Origin of the sequence: Sphingomonas sp. Leaf37 (assembly GCF_920939475.1) — a bacterium.
Lineage (GTDB): Bacteria > Pseudomonadota > Alphaproteobacteria > Sphingomonadales > Sphingomonadaceae > Sphingomonas.
Genome location: NZ_CAKLAX010000003.1, coordinates 617,736 through 629,784, shown reverse-complemented (window position 1 = coordinate 629,784; position 12,049 = coordinate 617,736). Strand labels below are relative to the sequence as shown.

General features: G+C 66.0%; 10 protein-coding genes. 3 read left to right on the top strand and 7 right to left on the bottom strand.

The window, feature by feature from the left end:
* Window positions 1-38 precede the first annotated feature (38 nt).
* Window positions 39-1,442 carry a magnesium transporter gene (mgtE, locus tag LRA87_RS12690; RefSeq protein WP_230631831.1) on the top strand — a complete coding sequence of 468 codons (1,404 nt, stop codon included), beginning with the start codon at window positions 39-41 and terminating at the stop codon, window positions 1,440-1,442.
* Between the two features lie 55 nt (window positions 1,443-1,497).
* Complete coding sequence (locus tag LRA87_RS12685; protein ID WP_230631829.1) at window positions 1,498-1,899, top strand: DUF1489 family protein; 402 nt, start codon at window positions 1,498-1,500, stop codon at window positions 1,897-1,899.
* Between the two features lie 19 nt (window positions 1,900-1,918).
* On the opposite strand, the gene LRA87_RS12680 is transcribed toward LRA87_RS12685, so the two are convergent.
* The 7 genes from LRA87_RS12680 to LRA87_RS12650 form a co-directional block, all read right to left on the bottom strand.
* The gene (locus tag LRA87_RS12680) at window positions 1,919-2,620 is read right to left on the bottom strand and encodes a GIN domain-containing protein (protein ID WP_230631827.1); all 702 of its coding nucleotides are present in this window, start codon (window positions 2,618-2,620) and stop codon (window positions 1,919-1,921) included.
* A gap of 50 nt (window positions 2,621-2,670) precedes the next feature.
* On the bottom strand, window positions 2,671-3,435 hold the full coding sequence (locus LRA87_RS12675) for a head GIN domain-containing protein (RefSeq protein WP_230631825.1): 765 nt from the start codon (window positions 3,433-3,435) through the stop codon (window positions 2,671-2,673).
* Window positions 3,436-3,460: 25 nt separating this feature from the next.
* On the bottom strand, window positions 3,461-4,189 hold the full coding sequence (locus LRA87_RS12670) for a GIN domain-containing protein (protein ID WP_230631823.1): 729 nt from the start codon (window positions 4,187-4,189) through the stop codon (window positions 3,461-3,463).
* Window positions 4,190-4,420: 231 nt separating this feature from the next.
* A complete protein-coding gene (locus tag LRA87_RS12665) occupies window positions 4,421-4,954 on the bottom strand; it encodes a CarD family transcriptional regulator (RefSeq protein ID WP_230631821.1) in 534 nt (177 codons plus the stop codon).
* 205 nt (window positions 4,955-5,159) lie between these two features.
* A complete protein-coding gene (fdxA, locus tag LRA87_RS12660) occupies window positions 5,160-5,501 on the bottom strand; it encodes a ferredoxin FdxA (protein WP_230631819.1) in 342 nt (113 codons plus the stop codon).
* 107 nt (window positions 5,502-5,608) lie between these two features.
* Window positions 5,609-5,902 (bottom strand): RNA-binding S4 domain-containing protein, encoded by a 294-nt coding sequence (locus tag LRA87_RS12655; protein ID WP_230631818.1) that lies wholly within the window; start codon window positions 5,900-5,902, stop codon window positions 5,609-5,611.
* Complete coding sequence (locus LRA87_RS12650) at window positions 5,895-8,372, bottom strand: helicase-related protein (protein WP_230631816.1); 2,478 nt, start codon at window positions 8,370-8,372, stop codon at window positions 5,895-5,897. Before LRA87_RS12650 ends, LRA87_RS12655 begins: the two co-directional genes overlap by 8 nt.
* A 418-nt stretch (window positions 8,373-8,790) precedes the next feature.
* On the opposite strand from LRA87_RS12650, the gene LRA87_RS12645 reads away from it, so the two are divergent.
* The gene (locus LRA87_RS12645) at window positions 8,791-12,030 is read left to right on the top strand and encodes a TonB-dependent receptor (RefSeq protein ID WP_230631815.1); all 3,240 of its coding nucleotides are present in this window, start codon (window positions 8,791-8,793) and stop codon (window positions 12,028-12,030) included.
* Window positions 12,031-12,049 lie beyond the last annotated feature (19 nt).

The following is a 12,049-nucleotide window of genomic DNA, read 5'->3' as shown; positions in this document are numbered from 1 at the left end:
GGCCAGATCGGGGCACGCCCCACCGGGAAGGAGCAGCGATGAGCGAGACCGAACTTCCCGACGCCCCTACCAACGAGCAGGACGAGCTGGACGAAGACGACCGCCTCCGGCCGGAATTCGTCCGTGCGGTGCTCGACGCGGTCGAGGACGGCGACGACGAGGCGGCGCGCGCGCTCGTCGAACCCCTGCACCCGGCAGACATCGCCGATCTGTTCGAGCTGACCCCGCACGAGGACCGCGGGCCGCTGGCGAAGGCGCTGAAGGACCTGCTCGACGGCGACGTGTTCGCCGAGATGAACGATTACGTTCGTGAAGACCTGATCGATGCGCTGACCCCGACGCAGGTCGCCGACCTCGCCAGTGAACTCGATACCGACGACGCCGTCGCGATCATCGAGGACATGGAAGAAGCGGATCAGCGCGCGGTGCTGCGCGCGCTCGATCCCGACGATCGTGCCGCGATCGAGGAGGCGCTGTCCTACCCCGAGGAATCCGCCGGCCGCCTGATGCAGCGTGAGCTGATCGCGGTGCCGGATCACTGGACCGTCGGCGATGCGATCGACTTCCTGCGGCACCACGAGGAACTGACGACCGATTTCTGGGAAATCTTCGTGGTCGATGCCGGCCACCATCCGGTCGGCACGTGCCAGCTGTCCTGGATTCTCCGCACCCCGCGCGGCATCGCGATCGGCGATGTGATGAAGCGCGAACAGACTCTGATCCCGGTCGACATGGACCAGGAGGAGGTTGCGCTCCGCTTCCAGAAATACGCGCTGATCAGTGCCGCGGTCGTGGATTCGGCCAATCGGCTGGTCGGCATGATCACCGTCGACGACATCGTCCACATCATCCAGCAGGAGGCGGGCGAGGACGTGCTGCGCCTGTCCGGCGCGGGCGAGGGCGACATCAACGAACCGATCCGGCTGACGGTGCGCACGCGCCTGTCGTGGCTGGTGGTGAATCTCGGCACCGCCATGCTCGCCGCGTCGGTGGTGGGCGCGTTCGAGGGGACGATCGCGCGCTTCGCGCTGCTTGCCGTGCTGATGCCGATCGTGTCGGGGATGGGCGGCAATGCCGGCACGCAGACGCTCGCCGTCGTCGTGCGCGCACTCGCTACCAACCAGCTGACCAGTTCGAACACGGCGCGGATGATCCTGCGCGAATTCCGCATCGCGACCGCCAACGGCCTCAGCCTCGCGGTGCTGATCGGGCTCGGCACCTATCTGTTCTATCACAATGCCGAACTGTCGCTGGTCATCGCGATGGCGATGGTGACCAACAATCTCGTCGCAGGGCTGGCGGGCGTGCTGGTGCCGGTGACGCTCGACCGGTTCAACATCGATCCTGCCGTGTCCTCCGCGGTGTTCGTGACGACGATGACCGACGTAATGGGCTTCTTCTCGTTCCTCGGCCTTGCGACCCTCGCAGGGCTGGGCGGCTAGCGTCGGTCACGGCGCGTCTTGCGGGTGATGCGCTGCTAACCCACATCGCAAGTTCATGTTGCACCTGACGAAAGTGGCCTTCGGCGCGGCGAGCGTCGATCATCTTGCCGAGCGGCTGACGCTACGCGCCGCCGATGGCCCGGTGTTCCTGACCACGCGCTATCTGCCCAAGCGGCATGAGGAGGTGGCGGGACAGGGATCGCTGTTCTGGATCCTCAAGCATCAGCTGGTGGCGCGCTCGCCGATCCTCGGCTTCGGCGAGGCGGAGGGTGGGCGCGTCGCGATCCATATCGATCCGGTCCTGGTGCTGGTGCAGGCCCGTCCCAAGCGCGCGCATCAGGGCTGGCGCTATCTGGAGGCGGCGGATGCCCCCGTCGATCTCGGCGGCGAGGCGGATGGCCTTGCCGCGATGCCGCCCGCGCTGGTCGGAAAGCTTGCGGAACTGGCCCTGATCTGATCCTTGCTGCGATCCGCGCTCAGTTCGCAGTGCCGCACGTCACCGGCGCGCCGGCACTGGCGGTGACGCGGCATTTCGGACGGCCGGCGACGGTAATCGTCCCCAGTCCGGTGCTCGACACCTGCGCGGTATAGCGCGCACGGGCGCTGATCGTGCCGAGCCCGTCCAGGTGCACGCCGAGATCGCCGGCATCCAGTCCGGCTGCATCGATCGTGCCCGACCCGTTGGCGAGCAGCCGCGCATTGGCGACGCGTCCGGCGACGCTGACCTTGCCCTCGCCGATCAGCTGGACGTTGAGCTGGTCTCCCTCGACCGAACCGGCGGCGATGGCACCGTTGCCCGTCGCCGCCAGATCGATGCGCGTGCCCTTCAGCTTCGATACCGTCACCCGGCTACCGCCGACCACCGTGAGGCCGATCAATCTCGGCGTGGTCACCATGATCCTGACCGGCGCGGTTGCCGTCGCCTGCGTCTGTTCGCTCCAGCGCCCCATCGTGCTGCGGCGGATGGTCAACGTCGTTCCTTCGGCATGGAGGTCGATGTCGCCGATCACGCCGCGATCGGCGATCACCGTCGCACCCGGTGCACCGCCGGTGGTGACGGTGACATCGAACGCGCCGTTGACCCGCATTTTTTCGAAGCTGCCGAGATCGATGCGGCGCTCGTCGGCCGAGGCGACGGCGGGGACCAGCAGCGGGAGCGCGATGAGGATGCGGAACATGGGCCCGAACGTCGCATTGCCGCGCGGCCGGGGCAAGTCCCGCGCAGCCCCTATCGTGCGCAGCGAACCGAGCCGGATCCCATCTTGGACACCTTGCAGATCGCCTGCGGGCCAAGGTCCACGTCGCCGGATCCCAGCATGCTGATCTGTGCAGGGCCATTCACCGCCGCGCGAACGTCGCCCGATCCGGCGATCGACACCTCCGCCTCTCCGGCGCGCAGACCGGCGGCGTCGAGGCTTCCCGATCCGGCGATATTCGCTTCCAGCCGCCGGATCGTGCCGCCGGCGCGGACGTTGCCCGATCCCGCGATCGAGACCTCCGCCCGGTCGACGCGCAGCGCCGCGACGTTGAGGTCGCCCGATCCGGCAACGTTCGCCGCGAACCGGTCGCCCTCGATCCGATCGACTGCCATCGTGCCCGATCCCGCGATGTTCGCCTCGCCCAGACGGGGCAGGGTGACGTAGACCTTGACCTTGTCCCTGCTGCCCCAGCCGAACAGGCGGTTATGGCGTCCGATCGATAGCGTGCTGCCGTCCCGGGCGATCCGCAACGTGTCGAGCTCGTCGGACGGACCTTCGGCGCGGACGGAGAAGGCGGGGCCAGCCCGGACGTCGACATCGTCGCTGCCGTTCAGGGCGATCGTGTCGAACGCTTCGGCGGCGTAGGCGCGGGTCGTGCCGCCGCCGGTCGGCGCGATGCCCGGGCCGTCGTCGTTACCGATGGAACATCCGGCCAGCGAAACCGCCGCCAGCATCACGATCGCTCCGTTGCGCATCACCCGTTCCTCCCGATGTGTATTGTCTGTATAATACACATCGGGAGGATAGGCAAGCTGGCGATCAACGCCCGCAGCGTACCGTGCCGCTACCGATCTTGCTCACTTCGCAGCGCGCCTGCGGCCCCAGATCGACGGTGCCGCTGCCAGCCATCGATACCTCGGCTGGACCGGCGACGAGGGCACGAACGCTGCCCGATCCACCGACCGACACCTCGGCACTGGTAGCGCGCAGACCGGGAGCGACGATCCGGCCCGAACCGCCGACGTTCGCCTCAAGCGCACGGACGTTGCCTGCCGCCGCGATCTCGCCCGATCCGCCGATGCTCAATTCGGCCTTCTGTGCATCGAGCCGTGCGATGCGCAGCGACCCCGATCCACCGACCGCACCCGCAAAGCGTGCGCCGCCGGCGCGGTCGGCGGCGATGCTGCCCGAACCGCCGACGCTGGCCCCGGCGAGCGCAGGCAGCGTGACGTGGACGACGATACGGTCTTCCAGCTTGTACTGGCTGCGGCCTTCGTAGCGGCGGCCGACTTCCAGCGTCCGATCCTTCACCGCGACGCGAAAGTTGGCGAATGCGCCCGCCGGCCCCTCGGCCCGGACGAAGAAGGCGGGGCCGGTATGGACCAGCACGCGGGCGGCGCCGCCGAGACTGACGGTGTCGAAGCCGCGCGCGGCATAGACCAGTGCATTGCCGTCGCGCTGTCCCGGCAGACCCGGTCCCTTATCGCGTTCCGCGGCGAACGCGCCGGCGGCGGCGAGGGGGATCAGGGCGAGTGCGAGATACTTCATCGAACGGCATCCTCAGCTGTTATAGCCAAGCGATACAGTGGATCGTCTACGGTTGTAAACGGTGAATATGGGGTAGGTTATGTGGATTGGAGACGCGTGACGCTCTCGCCTGCGAATTCGCGTGTTCATGCGCATCGGCGCCCGCTCCAAGGGCCGGGCCCAGCCCCCACAACGAAAAAGGCGGCCCTTCGCAGGACCGCCTCTTGATAAGCTCTGGCGAAAGCCCCGGCGTTATGCCGGCACCTTCTCCTTGTTGTAGATCGCGGCCGCGGCGCGGAGGATTTCGAGGATCTTTTCCTGCGCCTTGGGCTCGTCGACCTCTTCCATCGCGGCGAGTTCGCGGGCGAGGCGGCTGCATGCCGCTTCGAAGATCTGGCGCTCGGAATAGCTCTGCTCGGGCTGGTCGTCGGCGCGGAACAGGTCGCGGACCACTTCGGCGATCGACGCCAGGTCGCCCGAGTTGATCTTGGCCTCATATTCCTGCGCGCGGCGCGACCACATCGTGCGCTTGACCTTGGGCTTGCCCTTCAGCGTTTCCATCGCCTCGCGCATCGTCTTGTCCGACGACAGCTTGCGCATGCCGACCGACTCGGCCTTGTTGGTGGGGACGCGGAGCGTCATGCGCTCCTTTTCGAAGCGGAGCACATACAGCTCCAGGCTGGTCCCGGCGATCTCCTGCTTTTGCAGCTCGATCACACGGCCGACGCCATGCTTCGGGTAAACAACGTAATCACCGACATCGAAGGACAATGCCTTGGCAGCCATGAACGGGCCTTTCTGGATCGCATCGCTCGTCGTGGACGGCCCGTGGCGGCAAACCGCTGTCGGACCGACGAGGATGGTTGGTACGAGTGTCTCCTGAGCAGGCATGACTCGTCATGCCCGTCATGGACCCTTTTAACATACTCGCAATAAAATTACCAGCGCGGATCAGTCAGCGACGCTGCCTCATGCCCGCGAAATTCGCGACTTAATCGCCCGTGCCCGGTTCCGGCGAGAAGAACTGGTCGTACTTATTCTCGACGCCCTTCATCGTATCCGCATCGGGCGGCGTCTGGTCCAGCTTGCGCGTCACGTTGGGCCATTGCGCGGAGAAGGTCGTGTTAAGCTCCAGCCATTGCTCCAGCCCGGATTCGGTATCCGGCAGGATCGCCTCGGCCGGGCATTCCGGTTCGCAGACGCCGCAGTCGATGCACTCGCTGGGATTGATGACGAGCATGTTCTCGCCCTCGTAGAAGCAGTCGACCGGACATACCTCGACGCAGTCCATATACTTGCAGCGGATGCAGGCATCGGTGACGACGTAGGTCATGGGCGTTCCTTGCGGCCTTGATAATTTGCTCCCTGCGGAGCGGGGTAACGGGCTCCACGCGAAGCCGGATATGAACGCGAGGCTGCTATGCCCCGTTCCCCCTCACGTCAATCGATAGGGGACGGTTGCGATACGTTTGCAACCAGCTCCTGATAACAGGCCTGCGCCTCGGGCGCGGGGCCACGTCGTGTCGGCAGCGCCTCGACCCGCAACACGCGCACGCGATCACCGGATGCAAAGGTCAGGATATTGCCGATGCGCACCGGTGCGGCGCTGCGATCCACGACCCGTCCGTCGATCCGCATGCGGCCATCGCAGGCGATCTCCTGCGCACGCTGCCGCGTCTTGGCGATCCGCACGAACCACAGAAAGCGGTCGAGGCGCATGCTCGCTTCAGCCATGGCGCCAGCTCGCCAGTGCCGCGAACGCACCCGTCGGCGGTGGTGCGGGTCGCTCCTCGCGTTTGGGCGGGCGCCGGCCGTGCCACACCCATGCCGGGACGTCCTGCCCGTCCCTGCGAACGGTGCGGAAACCCAGTTCGGCCATCAGCCGCTCGAACGTCGCTGGTTCCACGCCCATCGATGTCGCCAGCGCCGGATCGGGCGCGAACGGCTTGCGGCCCTGCCGCGCGTCGTGCGCGGCGCGCGCGATCCGCTCGACCAGATCGACGCGTACCGCCTGTGCGGCGAGCGGGCGGAACCCGGTAGCGAGCGTCGCGCCCGGCGCACCTCGAGGCAGCACACTCGCGCCCTCCCGCGGCGAGGCCGGTACCGTTCCGCGGACCGCGAGCAGCGCCAGACGCCAACGTGCCGCCGCGGGCTTCAGCAGCCGGGGATCGAAAAGATCGAGTGCGCCGATGGTGATGCCGATCTTGCGCAACCGCTTGCGCTCGTCCTGGTCGAGCGCGTCCAGCGGTTCGCGCAAACCCAGTCTCGGGAACAGCCCTCCCGTCGCTTCCAGTTCGCCCGCGACGACACGCAGCGCCGGGGTGGCCTCGGGGTCGCGTGCGGCTTCGGACAGCGCGGGCAGGACGGGCAGATGCTTCGCCATCATAGCGGCCAGCCAGCGGGTCAGCCGCGTCTGCACCGCCTCGCGCTGTGGTTTTGTCAGGCAGTCGAGGTCGCGATCCAGCCTGATCTGCGGCCGGGCCAGCGACGGCCCGGGCGTCAGTTGCGCCACGGTATGGCCACCCCATCTGATCGCAGGGCCATCCAGCATGAAGGCGGCGTCCTCGGCGCCGACCAATGCTTCACCACGGCGCGTGCGCTCGCCCGCCAGCCGCTTCTCCGCGGCGGCCAGTAACAGACGGCGATCGCCTGCCCGGGCGGCGGGATCGACGGTGAAACGAAAGCCGTCGAGCCGGCCGATCGGATGATCCTCGACCAGCACCTCGCCCTCCGGCCCGATCACCACCGGCAGCAGGCTGGCATCGGCACCGATCTGGCGGATCAGTGCCGTGGTGCGCTTGTCGACGAACCGCTGGGTCAGGCTGGCGTGCAGCCCATCGGACAGCCGCTCCTCGATCTGGCGGGTGCGCTCGGCGCCGTATGCGGGATCGGCCAGCCAGTCGGGGCGCTGGGCGATGTAGGCCCAGCTGCGGATCGCTGCGATCCGCCCGGCGATCGTCTCGACATCCCCTGCGATCGTATCGAGCCGGGTCACCTCGTCGGCGAACCATTGGTTGGGGATGACGCCGCGCCCCTCGGACAGATAGCCGAAGACACGGCTGACGAAGCGGGCGTGCGGATCGATGCCGAGCTTGCGGAAATCGGGCAGGCCGCACGCCGCCCACAATCGCTTGACCATCGCCGGCGATCGCGACCGGTCGCGGACCCACGGTTCGTCGGCGAGCCGCTTCAGCACGGCGAGATCGGTCGACCGTGGCGACGGCAGCAGCACGCCCGGCTCCGGCCTTCGCTCCAGACTGGCGATCAGCGCGTCGACGCTGGAGAAGTCGGGTTCGCCGTTGCGCCAATACAGATGCTCGATCCGCGGAAAGCGATGCTCCTCGATCGCGAACACCTCTTCGGGCAGGAATGCGCCGGGTCCCTCCTCGACGACGCCGCCGAAGGTGCCGTCGCGCTGGTGGCGTCCGGCCCGGCCGGCGATCTGCGCCATTTCTGCCACGGTCAGTCGGCGGTTGCGGCGCCCGTCGAACTTGTGCAGCCCGGCGAAGGCGACATGCGCGACGTCCATGTTCAGGCCCATGCCGATCGCATCCGTCGCGACCAGATAATCGACTTCGCCAGCCTGAAACATTGCAACCTGCGCGTTGCGGGTACGCGGTGACAGCGCGCCCATCACCACCGCTGCGCCACCGCGTAGCCGGCGCAGCATCTCGGCGACGGCATAGACCTCCTCCGCGCTGAACGCGACGATCGCCGAGCGCTTAGGCAGGCGACTGATCTTCTTCGCGCCCGCGTACGTCAGCTTCGAAAAGCGCGGCCGTCCGACGATCTCGGCATCCGGCACCAGATCGCGGATCATCGGGCGCAGCGCCTCAGATCCCAGGATCATCGTTTCCTCCCGCCCGCGACGCCGCAGCAGCCGGTCGGTGAAAACATGTCCCCGCTCCGCATCGGTCCCCAGCTGCGCCTCGTCCAGCGCGACGAAGGCGGCGTCGTGTTCGGGCATCGATTCGACCGTGCACAGGTGCCAGCGCGCGTTGGGTGGCGCGATCTTCTCCTCGCCGGTGACCAGCGCGACCTGATCCGCGCCCTTCAGCTTGACGACCCGGTCGTACACCTCGCGCGCCAGCAATCGCAGGGGAAACCCCATGATGCCGCTGGAATGCGCGCACATCCGCTCGACCGCGAGATGCGTCTTGCCGGTGTTGGTGGGTCCCAGGACCGCGGTGACCGCCGCTTTCATGATGGGCAATGTCGGGTGTCTTTCGGCGCGGCGCAATGACTTGGGCGCACAGCATCGATCGAGCCGCCCGGCATCGCCGATCGTCGACCGACCGATGACCATCCGGATCGGCGGAAGGTCGGAAAGGCCAACGACCGTGCTTCAATTTTTGGCAGATTCATCCGGTAATCGGCGGCTCCGCATAATCTTTGTGCAGTGCGGCAATCTGGTATGACAATAATTGTGTCTTTTTCGCTACACTGCACGTTAAAGGCGCCTCTAAGATGAATGGCGTCTTTACAGCTAATTAGTCCGGCCTCATTCCTTCTTCCCATGGCCCTTGGGAGCCGCTCGCGCGGCTGAAAGGGGGCTAGGCACTGCCCGAAACCGGCACCGTCACAGCGGGTCGCGACCATTTCGGGTCAAGCGAGGGAAAAACATGATCAACACACTTAACTTCGCGCGGAAGTCGTTGCGCGGCAGCACGGCGCTCCAGGCGCTGGCGCTGGTTGGCGCCGGCCTCGGCGCGTTCGCCGTGGCCGCACCGGCGGCCGCACAGGATTACAGCCAGGTCAACGCGACGGGTCGCATCCAGAGCACCAGCGGCCAGCCGATCGCCGGCGCGACCGTGACCGTCACGTCGAACGACCAGGGCTTCACCCGCACCGTCACCACCGGCAACGACGGCACGTTCCGCGTGCCCGCACTGCCGCAGGGCAATTACACCTTCACGATCGAGGCATCGGGCTTCGACAGCTTCACCGACAACAACGTCGGCCTGAACCAGGCTGGCGCCGCCAACCAGTTCACGCTGTCGCCGGCCGGTTCGGCCAGCACCTCCGCCGATGGCGGGGACATCGTCGTGACCGCCGGTCGCGTCCAGACCGTCGACTTCAACCGCAACACCACCGGCGCCGTGATCAACCTCGGCGAGCTGGCGACGCGCGTTCCCGTGGCGCGCGACATCACCTCGGTCATCCTGCTCGCACCGGGCACGCAGACGGGCGATCCCACCTTCGGCAACGTGCCGTCGATCGCAGGGTCGTCGGTGTCGGAAAACACGTTCTACATCAACGGCCTGAACATCACCAACTTCACCACCGGTATCGGTGCGAACACGGTGCCGTTCGACTTCTACCAGTCGGTCGAAGTGAAGACGGGCGGCATCCCCGCTGAATTCGGCCGTTTCACCGGCGGTTTCGTCAATGCGACGACCAAGTCGGGCTCGAACGAATTCCATGGCGGCGTGACGTTCAACTGGGAGCCGGACGACCTGCGCGCCAAGTCGCCCAACACCTATGCGACGGACAATGATTCACGCTTCAACGAGCGCAAGGAATTCATCGCGCAGCTGTCGGGTCCGATCATCAAGGACCATCTGTTCTTCTACGGTATCTACAACAGCCGTAACATCGTGTCGGGTGTCGGTTCGACCGGTGCCGTCACGGCCGCTGCTACCGGCGTCAACGGCTGCTCGACCTATCCGACGCTCTGCGCTGCCTATCCGGGTCCGGCGACGGCCGGCCTCGCGCTCGCGGGTACCGGTTTCACGCGTTCGACGACCAACAGCCCGTTCTACGGTGGCAAGATCGACGCCGTGATCGTCGACGGCCAGCGTCTCGAGTTCACGTACTTCAATACCGAGAGCACGACGCGGAGCGACACGTTCGGCAACGGCACCTACTCGCTCGCCAGTGGCGGCCGGTACAACCCGAACACGAACCAGCTCGGTCGTTATGCGGCCTCGTCAGTCTCCCGCGTCGGCGGCGAGAACTACGTGGCTCGCTACACCGGCACGTTCACCGACTGGTTCACCCTGTCGGGTGCATATGGACGCTCCTATCAGGGTGGCGATACCACGTCCTCCACGCCGAACTTCCCGGTGATCACCGACCAGCGCAGCGGTGCCAGCGTCGCCATCGGCAATCCGACGACCAACTCGACGTTCGAGGAAGCCCGTCGCGAATTCTATCGCGCTGATGCCGATCTGTACTTCAACCTGCTCGGCAGCCACCACATCCGTGGCGGCTACGATCGCGAAAACTTGCGCGATCAGTCGACCACGCAGCGCAACGGCAACTACAATCTGGTCTATGCCAATTCGGGTCCGGGCGGCACCGGAACCGTCACGACGCCCAACACCCAGTATGTCACGCGTCGCTTCTTCCGTAACGGTGGCTTGTTCACCACGAAGGGCGAAGCCTATTACCTGCAGGACAACTGGATCCTGTTCAGCAACCGTCTGAACATCACGGCCGGCGTTCGCAACGATCGCTTCACCAACAAGAACGCCGACGGTGAGACGTTCTTCGAATCCGGCGACAACTGGGCGCCGCGCATCAGCGCCAGCTTCGATCCGGTGGGTGATGGCCGCACCAAGGTATTCGGTTCGTTCAACCGTTACTTCCTGCCGGTGGCCACCAACACGAACGTCCGCCTTGCCGGTCCGGAACTGGACTATACGCAATATTACGTTCTGGCTGGCGTGAACGCCGACAATACGCCGATCTACGGCGCACCGATCGCAATCAGCGGCGGCGCGGCGACGGCGTGTCCGGCAGCGGCGCTCGAGCCTACGCCCGGCAACGTGCGGAACTGCACCGTCAATAGCGACGGCACTTCGCCGCCGTTCAACACGCTGGTCAGTTCGAACCTGAAGGCGCAGTCGACCGACGAATATCAGATCGGCTTCGAACAGCGGGTCGGCGCGCGCATGAAGTTCAGCGCGTTTTACACCCAGCGTGATCTGGGCGTGTCGCTGGAGGACGCGTACATCGACGCCGGCGTGCAGGGCTATTGCCGCCGCACGCAGACGGGGACTGTGCTCGCTTCCTGTCTCGCCACGTTCAGCGGCGCTCACCAGTATGCGCTGCTCAACCCGGGCAACGACGTGACCGTGGTGCTCGACGGCAGCGCGCTAGACGGTCGTGAAGTAACGCTGACGGCTGCCGACCTCGGTCTGCCCAAGGCGAAGCGTAGCTACAAGGCGATGACCTTCACGTTCGACCGTGAATTCGATGGTGTGTGGAGCCTGTCGGCGAACTACACCTACTCGAAGAACGTGGGTAACATCGAAGGTGGTGTCCGTTCGGACAACGGCCAGACAGACTCCGGCCTGACCACCAACTTCGACTATCCGGCGCTGGTCAACGGCGCATACGGCTATCTGCCCACGCACAACGCCCACAACATCAAGCTGTACGGCAGCTATCAGATCAACGATCTGATCAATGTGGGCCTCAACGTGCAGGCGACCTCGCCGCGCAAGTATGGTTGCATCGGTACCGTGCCGAACAATGTCGATGGCGGTAACTCCAGTGCGTATGGCGCAGCTGGCTTCTACTGCGTCACCGATACGGCGGGTAGCATCCTGACGCAGGGGCCATACAACGTGAACACCAACGTCGGTGGTATCACGGGCCGCCTGACCCCGCGCGGCAGCGTGACCGAGAACGACTGGCAGACGACGGTGAACCTCGACGTCGGGTTCAAGATCCCGACCGATGCCTTCGACGCGCAGCTGCGTCTGTCGATCTTCAACGTCCTGAACGACAAGGCAGTGTTCGATCTTCAGGAAGTCGGCACCACCGATGCCGGCGCTCCGTCGCCGAACTACGGTCTGCCGCTCACCTACCAGACGCCGCGTTTCGTTCGCGTCCAGTTCGGTGTGAACTTCTAAGCGCTCGGACGCCTGGAAT

Excerpts from the sequence above, each read along its gene's own strand:
- LRA87_RS12685 (WP_230631829.1), top strand. The coding sequence starts at position 1,498 with ATGTTGCACCTGACGAAAGTGGCCTTCGGCGCGGCGAGCGTCGATCAT.
- fdxA (WP_230631819.1), bottom strand. The coding sequence starts at position 5,501 with ATGACCTACGTCGTCACCGATGCCTGCATCCGCTGCAAGTATATGGAC.
- LRA87_RS12655 (WP_230631818.1), bottom strand. The coding sequence starts at position 5,902 with ATGGCTGAAGCGAGCATGCGCCTCGACCGCTTTCTGTGGTTCGTGCGG.
- LRA87_RS12665 (WP_230631821.1), bottom strand. The coding sequence starts at position 4,954 with ATGGCTGCCAAGGCATTGTCCTTCGATGTCGGTGATTACGTTGTTTAC.
- LRA87_RS12680 (WP_230631827.1), bottom strand. The coding sequence starts at position 2,620 with ATGTTCCGCATCCTCATCGCGCTCCCGCTGCTGGTCCCCGCCGTCGCC.
- LRA87_RS12670 (WP_230631823.1), bottom strand. The coding sequence starts at position 4,189 with ATGAAGTATCTCGCACTCGCCCTGATCCCCCTCGCCGCCGCCGGCGCG.
- LRA87_RS12650 (WP_230631816.1), bottom strand. The coding sequence starts at position 8,372 with ATGAAAGCGGCGGTCACCGCGGTCCTGGGACCCACCAACACCGGCAAG.
- LRA87_RS12645 (WP_230631815.1), top strand. The coding sequence starts at position 8,791 with ATGATCAACACACTTAACTTCGCGCGGAAGTCGTTGCGCGGCAGCACG.
- mgtE (WP_230631831.1), top strand. The coding sequence starts at position 39 with ATGAGCGAGACCGAACTTCCCGACGCCCCTACCAACGAGCAGGACGAG.